This is a genomic window from Tardiphaga sp. vice154 (assembly GCF_007018645.1).
Lineage (GTDB): Bacteria > Pseudomonadota > Alphaproteobacteria > Rhizobiales > Xanthobacteraceae > Tardiphaga.
The window spans coordinates 656984-675991 of sequence record NZ_CP041399.1; the positions used below are offsets into that span (position 1 = coordinate 656984).

Annotated in this window: 20 protein-coding genes; 14 read left to right on the forward strand and 6 right to left on the reverse strand. The window is 63.6% G+C overall.

Annotated elements, in window-relative coordinates; genetic code table 11:
- The first annotated feature begins 9 nt into the window (after positions 1–9).
- A complete protein-coding gene (gene selD / locus FIU28_RS03050; RefSeq protein ID WP_143571620.1) occupies positions 10–1056 on the forward strand; it encodes a selenide, water dikinase SelD in 1047 nt (348 codons plus the stop codon).
- 110 nt (positions 1057–1166) lie between these two features.
- On the opposite strand, the gene FIU28_RS03055 is transcribed toward selD, so the two are convergent.
- Positions 1167–1652, reverse strand: a complete 486-nt coding sequence (locus FIU28_RS03055) for a hypothetical protein (RefSeq protein WP_143571621.1) — start codon at positions 1650–1652, stop codon at positions 1167–1169.
- 372 nt (positions 1653–2024) lie between these two features.
- On the opposite strand from FIU28_RS03055, the gene FIU28_RS03060 reads away from it, so the two are divergent.
- The 6 genes from FIU28_RS03060 to FIU28_RS03085 all read left to right on the forward strand — a co-directional run bounded on the left by FIU28_RS03060 (position 2025) and on the right by FIU28_RS03085 (position 10739).
- Positions 2025–2756 carry an outer membrane protein gene (locus FIU28_RS03060; protein WP_143571622.1) on the forward strand — a complete coding sequence of 244 codons (732 nt, stop codon included), beginning with the start codon at positions 2025–2027 and terminating at the stop codon, positions 2754–2756.
- A 199-nt stretch (positions 2757–2955) separates the two neighbouring features.
- Positions 2956–3984: a biotin synthase BioB gene (bioB, locus tag FIU28_RS03065; RefSeq protein ID WP_143571623.1), complete on the forward strand. Its 1029-nt coding sequence runs from the start codon at positions 2956–2958 to the stop codon at positions 3982–3984.
- A 17-nt stretch (positions 3985–4001) separates the two neighbouring features.
- Complete coding sequence (locus tag FIU28_RS03070; protein ID WP_143571624.1) at positions 4002–5066, forward strand: MBL fold metallo-hydrolase; 1065 nt, start codon at positions 4002–4004, stop codon at positions 5064–5066.
- A gap of 194 nt (positions 5067–5260) precedes the next feature.
- A complete protein-coding gene (hemA, locus tag FIU28_RS03075) occupies positions 5261–6490 on the forward strand; it encodes a 5-aminolevulinate synthase (protein ID WP_143571625.1) in 1230 nt (409 codons plus the stop codon).
- 25 nt (positions 6491–6515) lie between these two features.
- Entirely contained in the window at positions 6516–6845 is a 330-nt protein-coding gene (locus FIU28_RS03080; protein ID WP_143571626.1) for a GlpM family protein, read from the forward strand.
- A gap of 375 nt (positions 6846–7220) precedes the next feature.
- Complete coding sequence (locus FIU28_RS03085) at positions 7221–10739, forward strand: PAS domain-containing hybrid sensor histidine kinase/response regulator (protein ID WP_143571627.1); 3519 nt, start codon at positions 7221–7223, stop codon at positions 10737–10739.
- A 9-nt stretch (positions 10740–10748) separates the two neighbouring features.
- Here the strand turns inward: FIU28_RS03085 and FIU28_RS03090 are convergent, their stop codons facing one another.
- Positions 10749–11423, reverse strand: a complete 675-nt coding sequence (locus FIU28_RS03090) for a response regulator (protein WP_143571628.1) — start codon at positions 11421–11423, stop codon at positions 10749–10751.
- 342 nt (positions 11424–11765) lie between these two features.
- On the opposite strand from FIU28_RS03090, the gene FIU28_RS03095 reads away from it, so the two are divergent.
- A complete protein-coding gene (locus FIU28_RS03095; RefSeq protein WP_143571629.1) occupies positions 11766–13457 on the forward strand; it encodes an MFS transporter in 1692 nt (563 codons plus the stop codon).
- Positions 13458–13678: 221 nt separating this feature from the next.
- On the opposite strand, the gene FIU28_RS03100 is transcribed toward FIU28_RS03095, so the two are convergent.
- The gene (locus tag FIU28_RS03100; protein WP_143571630.1) at positions 13679–14152 is read right to left on the reverse strand and encodes a secondary thiamine-phosphate synthase enzyme YjbQ; all 474 of its coding nucleotides are present in this window, start codon (positions 14150–14152) and stop codon (positions 13679–13681) included.
- A 76-nt stretch (positions 14153–14228) separates the two neighbouring features.
- On the opposite strand from FIU28_RS03100, the gene FIU28_RS03105 reads away from it, so the two are divergent.
- Complete coding sequence (locus tag FIU28_RS03105; protein WP_246660846.1) at positions 14229–14393, forward strand: hypothetical protein; 165 nt, start codon at positions 14229–14231, stop codon at positions 14391–14393.
- A 53-nt stretch (positions 14394–14446) separates the two neighbouring features.
- Here FIU28_RS03105 and FIU28_RS03110 read toward each other — a convergent pair whose 3' ends face one another.
- From FIU28_RS03110 to FIU28_RS03120, 3 genes are all read right to left on the reverse strand, one after another.
- Positions 14447–14734 carry a hypothetical protein gene (locus tag FIU28_RS03110; RefSeq protein WP_143571631.1) on the reverse strand — a complete coding sequence of 96 codons (288 nt, stop codon included), beginning with the start codon at positions 14732–14734 and terminating at the stop codon, positions 14447–14449.
- 205 nt (positions 14735–14939) lie between these two features.
- A complete protein-coding gene (locus tag FIU28_RS03115) occupies positions 14940–15419 on the reverse strand; it encodes a hypothetical protein (RefSeq protein ID WP_441351266.1) in 480 nt (159 codons plus the stop codon).
- 28 nt (positions 15420–15447) lie between these two features.
- Positions 15448–16071 carry a 2-hydroxychromene-2-carboxylate isomerase gene (locus FIU28_RS03120; protein WP_143571633.1) on the reverse strand — a complete coding sequence of 208 codons (624 nt, stop codon included), beginning with the start codon at positions 16069–16071 and terminating at the stop codon, positions 15448–15450.
- Between the two features lie 274 nt (positions 16072–16345).
- Here FIU28_RS03120 and FIU28_RS03125 point away from each other — a divergent pair, with 274 nt between their 5' ends.
- The 5 genes from FIU28_RS03125 to FIU28_RS03145 all read left to right on the forward strand — a co-directional run bounded on the left by FIU28_RS03125 (position 16346) and on the right by FIU28_RS03145 (position 18965).
- Positions 16346–16717, forward strand: a complete 372-nt coding sequence (locus FIU28_RS03125) for an AtpZ/AtpI family protein (RefSeq protein WP_143571634.1) — start codon at positions 16346–16348, stop codon at positions 16715–16717.
- A gap of 87 nt (positions 16718–16804) precedes the next feature.
- Entirely contained in the window at positions 16805–17554 is a 750-nt protein-coding gene (locus FIU28_RS03130) for a F0F1 ATP synthase subunit A (RefSeq protein ID WP_143571635.1), read from the forward strand.
- A 59-nt stretch (positions 17555–17613) separates the two neighbouring features.
- Positions 17614–17841, forward strand: a complete 228-nt coding sequence (locus tag FIU28_RS03135) for a F0F1 ATP synthase subunit C (RefSeq protein ID WP_143571636.1) — start codon at positions 17614–17616, stop codon at positions 17839–17841.
- Positions 17842–17903: 62 nt separating this feature from the next.
- Positions 17904–18473, forward strand: a complete 570-nt coding sequence (locus tag FIU28_RS03140) for a F0F1 ATP synthase subunit B family protein (RefSeq protein ID WP_143571637.1) — start codon at positions 17904–17906, stop codon at positions 18471–18473.
- A 3-nt stretch (positions 18474–18476) separates the two neighbouring features.
- Complete coding sequence (locus tag FIU28_RS03145; protein WP_143571638.1) at positions 18477–18965, forward strand: F0F1 ATP synthase subunit B family protein; 489 nt, start codon at positions 18477–18479, stop codon at positions 18963–18965.
- Positions 18966–19008 lie beyond the last annotated feature (43 nt).

Genomic DNA, 19008 nt, shown 5'->3' on the forward strand with positions numbered 1-19008 from the left:
GCCGATCTTATGAACATCCAGAACCTTCGCCTCACGAGTCTTGCGCATGGTGGTGGCTGCGGCTGCAAGCTGGCGCCGTCTGTGCTGCAGCAATTGCTAGGCAAGCCCGGGGTGCAACCGTTCGAGCGACTGCTGGTCGGCACCGAGACCGGCGACGACGCCGCGGTCTGGCAGCTCGACGACAACACCTGCGTGATCGCCACCACCGACTTCTTCATGCCGATGGTCGATGATCCCTTCGAATTCGGACGGATCGCCGCCACCAATGCCATCTCCGACATCTATGCGATGGGCGGCACGCCGATCATGGCGCTGGCGATTCTCGGCATTCCGATCGACAAGATGCCGGCCGAGATGGCCGCATTGATCCTGCAAGGCGGTCAGGCCGTTTGCACGGCGGCGGGGATTCCCGTGGCCGGCGGTCACTCGATCGATTCGCCGGAGCCGATCTACGGCCTCGCGGTGATCGGCACCTGCAGGCCGTCCGACATTCGCCGTAACAAGGACGCGCGGCCCGGCGACGCTCTCATTCTCACCAAACCGCTCGGGGTCGGCATCTACGCCGCAGCTTTCAAGAAGAACGCGTTGTCGGACAGCGGCTATGCCGACATGATCCGCTCGATGACGCTGCTCAACAAGGTCGGCACGCGGCTGGCAAAGCATGAAGCGGTGCATGCGATGACCGACGTCACCGGCTTCGGCCTGTTCGGTCACGCGATGGAGATGGCGCGCGGCTCGGGCGCGACCGTGGTGCTGGAGGCCGCGCGCGTCCCGTTGCTGCCCGAGGCGGCCGAACTGGCGCAGCAGGCATTCGTGACGGGCGCCTCGATCAGGAACTGGGCCAGCTATGGCGATGGCATCGAGCTCGCTGCCGGTTTCCCGGAGTGGCGGCGCCATCTTTATACGGACCCACAGACCTCCGGCGGATTGCTGATCGCCTGTGCCGCGGACAAGGCAGAGGCGATCCTGCGAATGATCGTGGAGGACGGCTATCCCTACGCCCGCATCATCGGCCGCATCGAGCAGGGCGAGGCCGTGGTCAAGATGCGGGATTGAGGCGCGCTCAATTGGCGACAAGGAAAGCAACCCGGCAACGGCCTATCCGCACCTCTCCCCAACGGGGAGAGGTGCCAGAGCGTCGTTGCAAGCATCGCAATCTAAAGCCGCTACCCTTGCTCCAGCACCTTGATGGCCTCGAGATTGTCCGCCGCGCGGGCGTCGTCGATATAGGCCACCAGCAGGCGATTGATCGCGGTGGCATCGAGCAGCCGGAACTGGCGCGGATCGATCCAGCCGTCGAAATAACGGTCGAGATAGCCGGATTGACTGTCTTTCTCCTCGACCCAATTGGGTCCGATCAACCGTGCCGGAGAGGTCTCCCAATAGCACGACACCAGATGGCCCTGACCGACATGGCCCAGAATACGCTGTCCACTCCGTGGCGCTTCGCTCATCGGCCGAAGAAACTGGCCATATTCCCTTAAAACCCGCTCGACCTGCATACGACGCGATTCCATCTGCGGAGAGCGCCGAGGGGGCGCCCGCTGTCGACAACGATCCATCGATGTTTTGTTTCCGGCGTCGCGATGCAAGACGCGGCGGCTATTTGCAGCCGGCATCTGGACCATCAAACCATCCGGCCAGAATGCCATCCACCGATTCAACTAGTGGTGCGACTTCCAGGCCCTTGCCAACCGAGAATGTATCATGCGGAACCTTGCGGGAGCGCGCACCAAACCGCCATCGCAAGATTTTTTCACACCACCTGAGATTTAGCGAAGATAAAGTCGCTTCCTTTTGCGCACAAAAAAGGTACCACGGTCCGCGAAACCACTGAAAATTAAGGCGGTATTAAGGTTTCATTAAGCCTGTATTAAGCACGAAAAATCGCGGCTTTGCAGATAGTTCGGATGTCTTGGCCTGTGGCGAATGGGTGACAGTATTTTAGTCAGAAGCCGTCTAAATCACGGCCATGGACAGAGCCACCACGGCTCATTCAAAACAGTTTTCTGGAGACTACCCCAATGAAGAACTTCCTGCTCGGTACTGTGGCCCTCATCGCTCTCGGCGCTGCCGTTCCGGCAATCGCTGCTGACATGGCTCCCCGCAGCTACACCAAGGCACCGGCCTACGTCGCAGCCCCGATCTACAACTGGACCGGCTTCTACGTCGGCGGCAACATCGGCGGCGCATTCGGCGGCGGCAATGGCTTCACCGGCGCTGTCAACAACAGCAGCAGCAATGGCAAGTTCATGGGCGGCGTCCAGGGCGGCTACAACTATCAGTTCGCTCCGAACTGGGTGATCGGTGTCGAAGCCCAGTACGACTGGACCAGCAACAGCGGCGCTACCGTGACGTTCCCGCTGGCTCCGGCCTACACCTACAACACCAGCCTCAATGGCCTCGGCTCGGTGACCGGCCGTCTCGGCTACACCTGGGGTCCGGCCATGCTGTACGCCAAGGGCGGTTACGCCTTCACTGACCGCAGCCGTTCGGTTACCGGTCTGCCCGCCGTCGGCGTCAACGGCAACACCGATGGCTACACCGTCGGTGGTGGTCTGGAATACATGTTCACCCAGAATTGGTCGGGCAACATCGAATATCAGTACTACAACTTCGGCAAGACCACCTTTGCCTCCGCTCCGCTCGCCGCCTATGGCTCGGCGACCAGCGAACAGCACACCGTCAAGGCTGGCCTGAACTACCACTTCAACCTCGGTAACTTCGGCAGCGGCATGGTTCCCGCCAAGTATTGATCTGATCGAAGCTTCTCGCGAAGCTTCATTGATCTCGGAAAGGCCGGCGCTTTGCGCCGGCCTTTCTGTTTGTCGGCCTTCAACCGCGCAACGCGCAGGGCGGCGCGCGCAAGGCGGCCTTGCCACTCCCGCCGAAATCGTGGACTGCTGGGGTCGAAAATCAACGTGCGGCGTCAACGAGCGTCCGAGGGATCGCACTATGAACCAGATATTTGCCGCCCCGCTCGGGCATGCCGATTCGGCAAATCTGCCGCGCCATGACTGGCAGCGCGACCAGGCGCAGGAATTGTACGACCTGCCTTTCGCCGACCTGATGTTTCAGGCGCAGAGCGTTCACCGCGCCCATTTCGATCCGAATCACGTCGAGACCGCGAGCCTGCTCAGCATCAAGACCGGCGGCTGCGCCGAGGATTGCGGCTACTGCTCGCAGAGCGCGAAATACGACACCGACGTCACGGCCACGAAGCTGATGGATTGCGAATCGGTGGTCGCCACCGCGCAGCGCGCCAAGGAGGCCGGCGCCAGCCGCTTCTGCATGGCGGCGGCGTGGCGCAACCCGAAGGACCGGGATCTCGACCGGGTCTGCGAGATGGTCAGCGCCGTCAAGGGTCTCGGCCTCGAGACCTGCGCCACTCTGGGCATGCTGACGCCGGACCAGGCGCAGCGCCTGCAGGATTCCGGCCTCGATTTCTACAACCACAACGTCGATACCTCGCGCGAATTCTACGGCAAGATCATCTCGACCCGGACCATGGAAGACCGCATCGAGACGCTGGCGCATGCGCGCCACGCCGGCTTGAAGGTCTGCTGCGGCGGTATCGTCGGGATGGGCGAGCAGGTCGAGGACCGGCTGGGCATGCTGGTGCTGCTGGCCAACCTGCCGCATCACCCGGAAAGCGTGCCGATCAACATGTGGCAGGAGGTCCGTGGCGTGCCGGTCAACGACATGGCCGAGCGTCCCGACCCGATCGCGCTGGTGCGGATGATCGCCACCGCCCGAATCATGATGCCGCGATCCGTGGTGCGGCTGTCCGCCGGCCGGCAATACATGACCGATGAATTGCAGGCTTTGTGCTTCCTCGCCGGCGCCAACTCGATCTTCATCGGCGACGTGCTGCTGACGACGAAGAATCCGCAGATCGACCGCGATTCGGCGCTGCTGGGCCGCCTCGGCATCACCTCCGCGCTCGACCATGTGAAAACGTCCGCGACAGCCAATCCAGCCTGAGACAGATTGCAATCGCCATGCATTCGAAAACCCACACCACTAAAGCATCCGCCGACGGCCTGCGTTACCCGTGGGAGAGTCATCCCGGCGCCGACCAAGTCGTCGAGGTCGCGCCCGGCATTTTGTGGGTACGGCTCGACCTGCCGTTCCGCCTCAACCATGTGAACATCTATTTGATCGCCGACGGTGACGGCTATGCGATGGTCGATACCGGAATCGGCAACGAGGCGACGATTGCGGCATGGACGACGCTGTTCGAGGGCGTCTTGCGCGGCAAGACCATCAGCCGGGTGATCGTCACCCACGCACATCCCGACCATGTCGGCCAGGCCGGCTGGATGGTGCAGCGATTCCATTGCCCGTTCTACATGTCGCAGGTCGAATATCTGCAGGGCGTCTATCACCAGAACCGCCGCACCGACGAGCGGGTGGTGAACTCGCGCAACTTCTTCCGCCGCCACGGCATGGACGAGGCGATCACCGAGCAGTTGCTTGGCCGCGGCCAGGATTATCTGAAGAAGACCGTGCCGCTGCCGGCCGCCTATGTCCGGCTGTCGGACGGCGATGACATCACGATCGGCCAGCGCCGCTTCCGCGTGATCACCGGCGCCGGCCATTCGCCGGATCAGGTGATGCTGTATTGCGCCGAGGACGGCCTGTTTCTGTCGGCCGATCAGGTGCTCAGCAAGATTTCCCCGAATGTCAGCGTCTGGGCGCACGAGCCCGACGAAAACGCGCTCGGCTCCTATCTGCACTCCCTCAACCGCCTCGGCGAAGTGCTGCCGGACGACGTGCTGGTGCTGCCCGGTCACGGCGTGCCGTTCTACGGGCTCAAGATCCGCACCCGGCAGCTTGCCGACCACCACGAGGAGCGCTGCCAGATGATCGTCGCGGCGTGTGCGGCTAGCGCCAGAACCTCGGCCGAACTGGTGCCGGTGGTGTTTTCCAAACACAAGCTCGACGCGCATCAGACCGGCTTTGCCGCCGGCGAACTGATCGCCCATGTCAATTACATGCTGGCGCAGAAGCGGCTGACATCGGAACTTGGAGTCGACCAGGTGCTGCGGTTCAGCAGCCGCTGAGGCCGTAATGGCCCGGATCGGTAAATAAACCATCGCGTGATTGATCCAGAGCAAGGATAAGCCCTGCTCCGCGCGCAACCCTTGCAGCTTCAATCGGACGTGAAAACGGCCGTTTCGGCTCGCATTCGGGCTGGAAGCCTTCTAAAACGGCTGTGGGGATGTAACCTTCCGGCTTCCATTTCGGGTATTTTGCTATGGATTACAGCAAGTTCTTCACCGACGCTCTCGCCGTACTGCATGACGAGCGGCGCTACCGCGTTTTCGCCGATCTCGAGCGCATTGCCGGGCGCTTTCCGCATGCGGTTTGGCACACGCCGACCGGCGCCAAAAACGTCGTGATGTGGTGCTCCAACGATTATCTCGGCATGGGCCAGCATCCCAAGGTGGTCGGCGCGATGGTCGAGACCGCGACGCGGGTCGGCACCGGCGCCGGCGGCACCCGCAACATTGCCGGCAATCATCACCCGCTGGTGCAGCTGGAGGCCGAACTCGCCGACTTGCACGGCAAGGACGCGGCGTTGCTGTTCACCTCGGGCTATGTCTCGAACCAGGCCGGCATTTCGACGATCGCCAAATTGATGCCGAACTGCCTGATCCTGTCGGATGCGCTCAACCACAATTCGATGATCGAGGGTATCAAACAGTCCGGCTGCGAGCGCGTGGTGTGGCGCCACAACGACGTCGCCCATCTGGAAGAACTGCTGATCGCCGCCGGACCCGACCGGCCGAAGCTGATCGCCTGCGAGAGCCTGTATTCGATGGACGGCGATGTAGGCCCCTTGGCCGCGATCTGCGACCTCGCCGAGCGCTATGGTGCCATGACCTATGTCGATGAAGTTCATGCCGTCGGCATGTATGGCCCGCGCGGCGGCGGCATCGCCGAGCGCGAGGGCGTGATGCATCGCATCGACGTGCTCGAAGGCACGCTCGCCAAGGCCTATGGCTGCCTCGGCGGCTATATCGCGGCGAACCGTGACATCATCGACGCCGTGCGCTCCTACGCGCCGGGCTTCATTTTCACCACCGCGCTGCCGCCGGCGATCTGTTCGGCCGCGACCGCCGCGATACGCCATCTCAAGACCTCGAGCTGGGAGCGCGAGCGCCACCAGGACCGCGCCGCGCGCGTCAAGGCGATCCTGACCGCCGCCGGCCTGCCGGTGATGCCGAGCGACACCCACATCGTGCCGGTCTTCGTCGGCGATCCCGAGCACTGCAAGAAGGCCTGCGACCTCTTGCTGGCAGACCACGGCATCTACATCCAGCCGATCAACTATCCCACCGTCGCCAAGGGCGCCGAACGGCTGCGCATCACGCCGTCGCCATATCATGACGACGCGCTGATCGACCGGCTTGCCGAGGCGATGGTGGTGGTCTGGGAGCAGCTCGGGCTGAAGCTCAATGCCAGGGCGCTGGCGGCCGAATAGGCTCTGCCGTCAGGACAATCCGCCGATGGATATCGTCTGGAAAGGTATCGTCGGGGGCCTGATGACCGCCGCGATCGTCTGGCTGTCGAAGCGCGGCAATACGCTGCCCGGCATCCTGCCGCTGTTTCCGACCTTCGGGCTGATCGCGCTGCTAGTGGTGGGCGCCAAGCATGACAATGCCGGCTTCCGCGAGGCTTGCCTCGCCGGCGCCAAGACCATCCCGGCCTATCTGGCGTTCCTGGCGGTATGCTATTTCGGCATCGAGCGTTTCGACTACCGGATCGCGCTGCTGGCCGGCCTCGGCGTCTGGCTCGCCGTCGCCCTGGCGGTATTCTTCGCGCCGCGCTGGCTCTGACGATGATGCGGTGATCGATGGCTCGCCGGGGATGGTGGCGGTCCGGGAGCAACGCGAGCTGAAGCTCGCGGTCGGGGGGCTGGCGGCAGAGCAAGCTCGCTTGAAACTTTGTTGCCCACATCGACGCTCGAACACCTCTCCCCGCCGGGGAGTGGTCGACCGGCGAAGCCGGGCGGGTGAGGAGACGCGGCGCCCTCGATAGTTCTGTGCCCCTCACCCGGAGTCTTGCTGTCGCAAGGCTCCGACCTCTCCCCGATGGGGAGAGGTGAAGGAGGCCGCCGCGCTTGGCCACTCCCGCTAATCCCTATCGCTTGCGCCTTGCCGACGCGCTAGTTTCCCTCGCGGAGCGCCAACGCTCCACGGGGAGCGCGCGCGATGCTGCATGACTGGGGCGTGATTCTCGTCGCCCTTGGCTACATCGGTTTTCTGTTCTGCGTCGCCAGCTATGGCGACCGCATTGCGCTGTTCCGGCGTGCGCGGATGGGCGCGCTGATCTATCCGCTGTCGCTGGCGATCTATTGCACCTCCTGGACCTTCTTCGGGTCGGTCGGCTTCGCCAGTCGCACCGGCGTGGAATTCCTCGCGATCTATCTCGGCCCGATCCTGATGATTGCGTTCTGCACGCCGATCCTGCGCCGGGTGATCCATCTGGCGAAATCGCAGAACATCACCTCGATCGCCGATTTCATCGCCGCACGCTACGGCAAGAGCCAGGCGGTGGCGGCCACCGTCGCCGTGATCGCGATCATCGGCTCGGTGCCCTACATCGCGCTGCAATTGAAGGCGGTGGCATCGTCGCTGGAAACCATCCTAGGCGACGACAAGACGATCGCCGGCGTGCCGGTGGTCGGCGACATGGCGCTGGTCGTCACCCTTGCGATGGCCGCCTTCGCCGTGCTGTTCGGCACCAGGCAGACCAACGCCACCGAACACCAGCACGGGTTGATGCTGGCGGTCGCCACCGAATCGATCGTCAAGCTGGTGGCGTTCATCGCCGCCGGCCTGTTCGTGACGTTCTGGATGTTCGGGCCGTCCGAACTGATCGAGCGCGCGATAAAGACGCCGGAGGCGTTGCGCGCCATCAGCTACACGCCCTCGATCGGCAATTTCCTCACCATGGTACTGCTGTCGTTCTGCGCCATCATGCTGCTACCGCGGCAGTTTCATGTCAGCGTGGTGGAGAATTCCAGCGACGACGAGGTCGGCCGGGCGCGCTGGCTGTTTCCGACCTATCTGATCGCGATCAACCTGTTCGTGATACCGATCGCGCTGGCCGGCCTTGTCACCTTCCCGTTCGGCGCCGTCGATAGCGACATGTATGTGCTGGCGCTGCCGATCGAAGCCGGCGCCAGTCTTCTCAGCGTCCTCGTCTTCATCGGCGGGCTATCGGCGGCCACCGCCATGGTGATCGTCGAATGCGTCGCGCTGGCGATCATGGTGTCGAACGACATCGTGCTACCCATGGTGCTGCGGCGCGGCCCGCGCCCGGCCGGCGTGCCGACCGACTATGGCAACCTGTTGCTCAAGGTGCGGCGGTTCTCGATATTTGCCATCATGGCGATGGCCTATTTCTATTTCCGGGCGCTCGGCAACACCCAGCTCGCGGCCATCGGCCTGTTGTCCTTTGCCGCGATCGCCCAGTTCGCGCCGGCCTTCTTCGGCGGGCTGATCTGGCGCCGCGCCACCGCGCGGGGCGCGATCGGCGGCATGGTGATCGGCTTCATCGTCTGGGCCTATACGCTCTTCATTCCGAGCTTCCTTGAAGGCAGTACGGCCGGTCTCATGCTTTTGCAGCATGGCCCGCTCGGCATCGAGGCGCTGCGACCGCAGGGCCTGTTTGGCGCCGACCTGCCGCCGTTGATGCATGGCACGCTGTGGAGCCTGTCGCTCAACATCCTCACTTATATCGTGCTGTCGCTGATGCGGGCGCCGTCGTCGATCGAGCGGCTGCAGAGCGAGTTGTTCGTGCCGCCGACGCTGGCGCCGATCACGCCGACGTTCCGGCGCTGGCGCAGCACCGTCACGGTGCAGGACATCCAGGGCACGGTGACGCAATATCTCGGGCCGGAGCGCGCCCGCGAATCCTTCGAGGCCTTCGCCACCCGCCGCCGCGTCGATCTCGACCCGGCGGCGCCAGCCGATTTCGAACTGCTGCAGCACGCCGAGCATCTGATCGCCTCGTCGATCGGCGCGGCCTCCTCGCGCATGGTGATGTCGCTCTTGCTGCGCAAGCGCACCGTGTCCGCGAAAGCCGCGCTGAAACTGCTCGACGATTCGCATGCCGCCTTGCATTTCAACCGCGAGATCCTGCAGACCGCGCTGAACCATGTCCGCCAGGGCATCGCGGTGTTCAATCCCGACCTGCAGCTGATCGTCTCCAACCGGCATTTTGGCGACATCCTCGGGCTGCCGCCGCCGATCGTGCAGATCGGGATCCCGCTGCGCGAAATCATCGAGTTCATCGGCCTGCAGGGCGCCTCGGCGGGCAACCACAGCGAGGCGCTGACGCAGGCGCGGTTGTTGGCCTATACGACCGAGGGCGAGCCCTATCTGGAGCGGCTGCCGGACCGCCAGATCGTCATCGAGGTCCGCACCAACCGGATGCCGGACGGCGGGCTGGTGCTGACCTTCTCCGACGTGACGCCGAGCTTCGAGGCCGCCGAGGCGCTGGAGCGCGCCAATGCGACGCTGGAAAAGCGCGTCCGCGACCGCACCGAGGAACTGACACGGCTGAATACCGAGCTGGCGCTGGCCAAGAGCACGGCCGAAGACGCCAACATCTCCAAAACCCGATTCCTTGCCGCGGCCAGCCACGACATCCTGCAGCCGCTGAACGCGGCCAGACTCTATGTCACCAGCCTGGTCGAGCGGCAGAGCGGCGGAGAGGACGCGCGCCTGGTCGAGAACATCGACGACTCGCTGGAGGCGATCGAGGAAATCCTGGGCGCGCTCCTCGACATCTCGCGGCTCGATGCGGGCGCGATGAACCCGTCGATCTCCAGCTTCCGGATCGGCGACCTGATGCGCTCGCTGGAGATCGAATATGCGCCGATCGCGCGCGCCCGCGGCGTCGCGCTGCAATTCGTGCCGTGCTCGCTGCCGGTGAAATCCGACCGCTTGATGCTGCGCCGGCTGTTGCAGAACCTGATCTCCAACGCCATCAAATACACGCCGCATGGAAGGGTGCTGGTCGGCTGCCGGCGGCGCGGCCAATCGCTGCAGATCGGCATTTATGACACCGGCGTCGGCATTCCGATCCTCAAGCGCGGCGAGATATTCAAAGAGTTCCACCGGCTCGAGCAGGGCGCGCGGATCGCACGCGGGCTGGGCCTCGGCCTGTCGATCGTGCAACGTCTGGCCTCGGTGCTCAATCACGGCATCGCGCTGGACGCCAACCGCGGCGGCGGCTCGTTCTTCTCGGTGACGGCGCCGATCGCCACGGCGATCGACCACACCACCGCCGTCACCAGCGCGACGCCGCTGTCGAAATCACCGATGTCCGGCACGCTGATCGTCTGCATCGAGAACGATCCTGCAATTCTCGATGGCATGCGGACGCTGCTCAGGGCTTGGGATGCCACCGTGATCGCCGTCGCCGACCCGGAAGCTGCGATGGCGGCGATTGCGGAGATCGAAGCATCGGGCCGGCAGTTGACCGGCCTCCTGGTCGACTATCATCTCGACCGCGGCAATGGCATCGCCGCGATCCGCGAAATCCGCAGCCGCTTCGGGTCCGCCATTCCGGCGATCCTGATCACCGCCGACCGCAGCCCGCACGTCCGCGAAGCCGCCCGGCAGTCGGAAATCGCGGTGCTCAACAAGCCGGTCAAGCCGGCCTCGCTGCGCGCCCTGCTCGGGCAATGGCGCACCCGGCAGATGACGGCGGCGGAGTGACAAGCGGAGTTACGACGTCGGTTCGCTCTGGCGCCATTGGCCGCCGGCGATCCTGGCGGCGGCGATCACCGCCTGGGTACGGCTTTCGACGCCGAGCTTCTGCAGGATGGCAGACACATGCGCCTTGATGGTCGCTTCCGACACGCTGAGCTCATAGGCGATCTGCTTGTTGAGCAGCCCCTCCGACAGCATCATCAGCACCCGTACCTGCTGCGGCGTCAGCGTCACCAGGCGGTCGCGAAGCTTGGTCATTTCCGGATCGGCCGCCGCCGCCATATCGATATCCGGCGGAACCCAGACATCGCCCTCCATCACCTTGAGGATGGCGTCGCGCAGCGTATCGACGCCGAACCGCTTCGGAATGAAGCCGGAAGCGCCGAAATCCAGCGACTGCCGGATGGTGCCGACATCGTCGCTGGCCGACACGATCACCACGGGGGCGGCCGGATATTGCGCCCGCAGATAGATCAGCCCCGAGAACCCGGAAATGCCGGGCATCGACAGGTCGAGCAGAATCAGATCGACCTCTGAATCCTGTTCCAGCAGCTTGGTCAGATCCTCGAACGTACCGGTTTCGTCGATCCGGGCCTCCGGCAGAACGCCCGCGACGGCTTGTCGCAGCGCACCGCGAAACAGCGGGTGATCGTCCGCAATGATGAGGCGTGTGGTGGCTGTGACCGACATCAAGATCCATGCAAAAGGTTCGGCAATCCGGTGGCAGCGACTGCCATTTCCACCATAATGCGTTCTGCCGGCAAGTGTCGTCTGCCGTCTCGCATCTGGCAAGCGCGCATTGCTGCCACGCCGCAACTTGGCGGCTGTCGCCCATGCTGCAGCGCAACAATCCGAGGCATGAGACCCGTCCATCTGCGACGAGTCCGCGCACTCCCCTTGCACAGGGTCTAAAGTCGTATTGGGTCCACTTTCGCTGCAATGTAACTTGGAATTGGGCTCCCTGCATCTAGCCGGCATCAGTTCGGCGCAGCGAGTGAGACATCCGCAACGAATTCGGGGAGCGATTCAAACATGTCTACAATTGCAGCTACATCGCCCAAGGCGGCCGGAATGACGAAGGACGAACGCTTCGTCATCTTCGCATCTTCGCTCGGCACTGTGTTCGAATGGTATGATTTCTACCTGTTCGGCTCGCTCGCCGGCATCATCGGCGCGCAGTTCTTCGGCGTGATCGATCCGGCCACCAACCAGCCGATGTTCAACCAGGCGACGCGCGACATCTTCGCGCTGCTGGCCTTTGCCGCGGGCTTCATCGTCCGTCCGTTCGGCGCCATCGTGTTCGGTCGCGTCGGCGACATCGTCGGCCGCAAATACACCTTCCTCGTCACCATCCTGTTGATGGGCATTTCGACCTTCATCGTCGGCCTGCTGCCCAATGCCGCGACCATCGGCATTGCCGCGCCGATCATCCTGATCTCGCTGCGCCTGCTGCAGGGCCTCGCACTCGGCGGCGAATATGGCGGTGCCGCAACCTACGTCGCGGAACACTCGCCACCCGGCAAGCGCGGCTACTACACGTCGTTCATCCAGACCACGGCAACGCTGGGCCTGTTCCTGTCGCTGCTGGTGATCCTGTTTACCCGAACGATCCTCGGCGAGCCGGAATTCGCGGCCTGGGGCTGGCGCATTCCGTTCCTGGTCTCGGTGGTTCTGCTCGGCGTATCGGTCTGGATCCGGTTGCGGCTGAACGAATCCCCGGTCTTCAAGAAGATGAAGGAAGAGGGCAAGAGCTCGAAGTCGCCGCTCACCGAATCGTTCGGCAACTGGAGCAACGCCAAGATCGTGCTGATCGCCCTGATCGGCGGCACCATGGGCCAGGGCGTGGTCTGGTACACCGGCCAGTTCTACGCGCTGTTCTTCATGCAATCGATCCTCAAGGTCGACGGCTACACCGCCAACCTGCTGATCGCATGGTCGCTGCTGCTCGGCACCGGCTTCTTCATCTTCTGGGGCTCCTTGTCGGACAAGATCGGCCGCAAGCCGATCATCCTGGCGGGTTGTCTGATCGCGGCGCTGAGCTTCTTCCCGATCTTCCGGATGATCACGTCTAACGCCAATCCGGCGCTGGAAAAGGCGATCGAGACCGTCAAGGTGGAAGTCGTCTCGGATCCCGCGCAGTGCGGCGATCTGTTCAATCCGGTCGGCACCCGCGTGTTCACCAAGCCTTGCGATACGGCGCGCGCCTATCTGGCACAGTCGTCGGTCAAGTACTCCTCCGCCCCCGGTCCGGCCGGCTCCGGCGTCAAGGTCGTCGTCAACGGCAAGGACACGCCCTATACCGACGCCAAGGCCTCCAATCCGGCGGTCCTCGCGGCGGTGCAGGCAGCGGGTTATCCGAAGGCGGGTGACGCGCAGATCGTGAAGATGTCGACCCCGTTCGATATCTTCCGTCCGCAGGTGGCGGCGGTGATCGGCCTGCTGTTCATCCTGGTGATGTTCGTCACCATGGTGTACGGCCCGATCGCGGCCCTGTTGGTCGAACTGTTCCCGGCCCGCATCCGCTACACCTCGATGTCGCTGCCTTACCACATCGGCAACGGCTGGTTCGGCGGCCTGCTGCCAGCGACCTCCTTTGCGATCGTGGCCTCGACCGGCGATATCTATGCCGGCCTGTGGTATCCGATCATCTTCGCCACCATCACCGCGGTCGTCGGCTTCTTCTTCCTGCCGGAGACCAAGGACGTCGACATCAGTCACACCTGATCTCGCATCCTGTCCTCAACAAGCCGGCCGCGGAGCGATCCGCGGCCGGTTTTTTGTTGCTTCCTTTCTTCCTTCTCTCCTTGTGGGAGAAGGTGGCGCGGACGAAGTCCGCGACGGATGAGGGGTTTCTGAGCTCAGAGCTTGTGGCACCCCTCACCCGTCCGCGCTGCGCGCGGCCACCCTCCCCCACAAGGGGAGAGGGAAGAGGGCAGCGCGTTCTGCTACCCCGCCGACCCGACGAATTGCAGCACCACTTCGCGCGCATGCGGGCGGCGGCGGTGCTCGATCAGATAGATCGCCTGCCAGGTGCCGAGCGCGAGCTGGCCGGCCAGCACCGGAATGTGCAGCGAGGTGGCGGTGAGCAGGGTGCGGACATGGGCCGGCATGTCGTCGGGGCCTTCGCTGTCGTGGGTCCAGCCGAAATCCTGCGGCGCCAGCCGGTCGAGCACCGTCATCAGATCGACCAGCACGGAGGGATCGGCATTCTCCTGGACGGTCAGCGACGCCGAGGTGTGGCGGATGAACAGCGTCAGCGCGCCTTCGCGCCCACCCGCCTCGGCGACGAATTTGGCAACCTCGCGCGTCAGATCGACGAAGCCGGGGCCGCTTGTCTGCACCGTCAGCATCGAGGAGGTGACCGTCGTGGTGGTGACGGACGATGGCGCGGATCGGGAGATGGATTTCGGCGACGTCATGATCGGGAGCCTGCAAGTCGAGCCTGGGATGAACCATACCACGGCTGCCGCGTTCCCTTTGGAAAGGGAGAGTAACATGCAGCCGAAAACATCCAGGGACATTTCAGGGCAAGAGCCACGCAAGGACAGCGAGCGCGAGCAGCGGCAGGCTATCATCAAGGATGCCGACAAGACCGGACAGTCCGATTGGGACCGCGTCCACGGCGTCGGCGACGAGATCGGGCTCGACGACAAGAAGTAATGCACAACGCAAAAGGCCCCGGATCGCTCCGGGGCCTTTTCGTTGAAGCCGGCTTACTTGGTGCCGGCAGTGCCTGCGCCGGTGCCCGGCGCCTGATTCGGATTGGTGGTGGCGGACGAACCGCTCATGCCGGTGCCCGTGGTTCCGGGCCTGGTCATCGACGAACCGGTGGTAGCCGAGTTCTTGTCCATCTGGTTGGTCGTGGTGCCGTTGTTCATGCTGTTGGAAGAATTGCTGGTCGGGCTGGTAGCCGCGCCGCCCTGGCCGGAGCTCGGCTGCGCCGCAGCAAACGTGGTCGACAGCGCGAGAGCAAGCGTGGTGGCGATAATGGCCTTCTTCATGGAAGTTCCTCACTGATGTTGTTCGTGGTCCGGGTGAAGAACGAGAAGCGACAAGAGCCGTTCCTGCGGGGGATGAAGTAAATTCCGGGAACGAAACTTGATAGTTTGATGATACCAGATGATCCTGCTGGTTCCCTCCACGCCATGCCGGCCCAGCGAGCGCCGAGCCGGGACGACAGCGCGCCGCTACCGGCCTTTCCAACTATCAGATCTTTCCGCCGGAATCGCGATGCAGGCGGGTGGCGATGTCGATCAGCTTGCGCCAGGCGCTTTCGAGAAAGCTCATCGCGCGATCGATGTCCTTGTCGCTCGGCAGCGGGATTTCCAGCTTGCGCTCGCCGTCCGATTTGGGCTGCAGCGAATCCTGCTTGGGCAGGGCTTCGTCGATCTTGCCGGTGACGGATGGATCGCGCTGCGCCAGCTCGGCCTTCAGCGCGGCGTTGTCCGTGAGCAGCCGGCCGATCTCGGCGTCATAGGCCGCGCGCTCGTCCGGAACGATCGTGCAGGCCCAGCCACTGCCCTTGCCCGTGCAGGTCGAAACCGTGCCGGTGCGGGTATCGAGCCGCACCACGCCGTCAGCCATCGGCGACAGCGCGTAGCGGCCATTCTCGGTATCCGGCAGCGTCTGTGCGCAGACGCTGCCAGTGATGACAAGAGACGTAAACAACGCGACAGCCATTTTCATGGTCATGCTCCGCGGTCGAACCAGGGGTCTAGACCGCTGATGTGTAGGGCGCGCGCTTCGATTGCAATGCGTCCGCGAGCAATTCGAGGCGGTCCTGGCCCCAGAACACCTCACCGTTCAGCACATAGGCCGGCGAGCCGAATACGTCGGCGGCCTGCGCGTCCTCCTGGTTCTTGGCATAGGCCGCGCCGATGTCCGCCGACGCCGCGCGCTCGACCAGTTGCCGGCCCGGCAGACCCGATTCGTCCGCCAGCTTGATGAGCACGTTGGAATCGGCAAGGTCGAGCTGCGCTTCCCAGATGGCGGCAAAGGCGCGGCGCAGCAGCGGATCGGGATCGAAGCCGGCCTCGATCGCCGCGATCACCATGCCGTCCGGCAGCCGCCCGTCGAACGGCCAGTGTTTAGGCTGCGGGTGAAAGTCGAGGCCGCGCTTGTCGCGCCAGCGCTGCAATTCCAGCATCCGGTAGCGCTGCCGCACCGGATGGCGCTTGCCGAGCGGCAGCCCGCCGGTTTCTGCGAACAATTCGCCGAGGAAGACCGGCTTGTAATTGACCTTGAGATCGTGGGTTTTCACCAGATCCATGAACAGCTTGTGGCCGATATAGGCCCATGGCGACGGCAGCGAGAAATAGTAGTCGATCGGTTGCGGCATGCAGACTCCGGCGGATCAAAGTTCGGGAACGCGCGACACCTGACCAGAGCCGTCCGTGCCGTGCAAGATAGAGGCAGCCGAATGCGCTGTTGCGGTGCGGCGATCCCGCGCGGCGGGAAATCAATTTCATCAATAACTTCAAGCGAATCAAGGCGCTAACAGGAGATCAGCTAATCTTGACTTGGCAACACGCGGTAAGTATGGTCCGCCCGGCTTTGAAGGGTTGCGGGGCGATATTTCCAGCATTTGCAGCGTTATTTCGGGTGTCGAAAGCATGACCGACGACACACCGGACAACGATGGCAAGAGCGGAGGTGGACTTCCGGCGCACGATGAAGCCGCGCTGTCCGCAAGGCTCGGAAGCCTGGATCAGAAGTTGTCCAAGATTCGGGACGACCGCAAGTTCCAGGCTGACCAATCCGAAACCGGAAGCGGGAACGCGCAATCCAGAGCTTCGGCGATGGCAGTGGGTCTCCGGCTTTCTTCGGAACTGGTCGCGGGGGTGGTCGTCGGCACGATTCTGGGCTGGGGCTTCGATCGTCTGCTGTCGACTTCACCGTGGGGGCTGATCGTATTCATGCTGCTCGGCTTCGTCGCCGGCGTGATGAACGTGATGCGTTCGGCCGGCGTCGCTCCGAAGTCATGAGATTCGCGCATTTGCGCAGCGTTTGAGACCGCCGGGTTGTCCGGCACACATGCCGGGCGTTCCGGCAGAGATGAAAGACCGACGTGGATGGCCGATCCGATCCATCAATTTGAGATCCACAAGATCTTCAGCCTGGGCCATATCGGCAACCAGGAAATTGCGTTCACCAATTCGTCGGCCTACATGTTCGGCGCCGTGGCGATCGTGTCCGTGCTGATGCTCGGCGGCAGCGCCGGACGCGCGCTGATCCCGAGCCGGTTCCAGTCGGTCGCCGAACTGTCCTACGAATTCGTGTCCAATACGGTGCGCTCCAGCATCGGCGAAGAGGGCATGAAGTTCTTCCCCTTCGTGTTCTCGCTGTTCATGTTCATCCTGACCGCGAACCTGATCGGCATCGTTCCCTACACCTTCACCGTCACCAGCCACCTGATCGTCGCCGTCGCTTTGGCGCTGATGGTGTTCCTGACCGTGCTGATCTACGGCCTCTATAAGAACGGCTGGAAGTTCTTCAAGCTGTTCGTGCCCTCCGGCATCCCGATGTACATCCTGCCGCTGGTGACCGTGATCGAGGTGATCTCGTTCCTGTCGCGCCCGGTGTCGCATTCGGTGCGTCTGTTCGCCAACATGCTGGCCGGCCACATCACGCTGAAAGTGTTCGCGGGCTTCGTGACGTCGCTGAGCGCGCTTGGCGCCATCGGCGTGTTCGGCGCGGTGCTGCCGCTGGCGATGACCACGGCGCTGACCGCGCTGGAACTGCTGGTCGCCTTCCTGCAGGCCTACGTGTTCACGATCCTGACCTGCATCTATCTCAACGACGCCCTTCATCCGGGACACTAAGCGACCCGGCCGAAATCACCCCTCACCTCTCTTAATCCCTATCCCAAAGGAGTTTTACCATGGATCCCATCGCAGCTAAGTACATCGGCGCTGGCATTGCTTGTCTCGGCATGGGCGGCGCCGGCATCGGCGTCGGCATGATCTTCAGCCAGTTCCTCGCCGGCGCGCTGCGCAATCCCTCGGCTTCGCAGGGCCAGTTCGCGAACCTGATCTTCGGCTTCGCCGTGACCGAAGCGCTCGGCATCTTCTCGCTGCTGATCGCGCTGCTGCTGCTGTTCGCCGTCTAAGCTGAAAACTGATCCGGTCGCGCCCCCTTCGGGGCGCGCTTCCGATCGATAAGGAGTCTGCTGTGGCTGAAGGTCAGGGCAAATCCAAAGCCGTGGAGCACGGTACCGCCGCGCACACCGCGGCGGACGGTGGTCACAAGGCCGCATTCCCGCCGTTCGAGAGCAACACCTTCGCTTCGCAGCTGGTGTCGTTCGCGATCGCGTTCGGTGTGCTCTATCTGATCGTGTCCCGCCTGGCGCTGCCCCGCGTCGGCGGCGTTCTGGCGTCCCGGCAGCAGGTCATCGATACCGACCTGAACGAAGCCGCGAAGCTGAAGGCCGATTCGGATGCGGCGCTGAAGGCCTATGAGACCGAACTCGCCACTGCCCGCGCCAAGGCGCAGGCGATGGCGGCCGAGGTTCGCGAAAAGCTGAACGCGCAGCAGGACGCCGCCAAGGCGGAGCTGGAAGCAAATCTGGCGACGCGGCTCACCGCCGCCGAGCAGACCATTGCCAGCACCCGCGCAATGGCGATGGGCAATGTTCGCGGCATCGCTGCCGACACCGCCGCGGCGATCGTCGAACGGCTGACGGGCACCAGCCCGGCACCGGCCGTCGTCAACGCAGCTCTCGACGCTTCGTTGAAGGGATAACCCATGTTCGGTTTGCAAGCAGAATTCTGGGTTGCGGTCGCTTTCGTCATCCTGATGGGCGTGTTCGGCTGGTTCGGCATTCACCGCACCATCCTGAAGGCGCTGGACATCCGTAGCGAGCGCATCAAGCAGGAACTCAACGACGCCCGTCGCCTGCGCGACGAAGCGGCTTCCCTGCTCGCCAGCTACAAGGCGCGTCACGCCTCGGCGGAACGCGAAGCCGCCGACATCATTACCTCCGCCAAGGAAGAGGCCGAGCGCATCGCCGCGGAAGCCAAGACCAAGATGGAAGATTTTGTCGCCCGTCGTACCAAGACCGCCGAGAGCAAGATCGCTCTCGCCGAAGCCCAGGCCGTGGCCGACGTTCGCGCCGCCGCCGCCGACGCCGCCGTGACCGCCGCGACCACCATCCTGTCGCAGTCGGTTACAGGTTCGGTCGCCGACGACCTGATCGCTAAGGGCATCACTGAAGTCCGCGCCAAGCTGAACTGAGGCTCGGGTTACACATTCAAAAGCCGGCGCGATGAAAATCGCG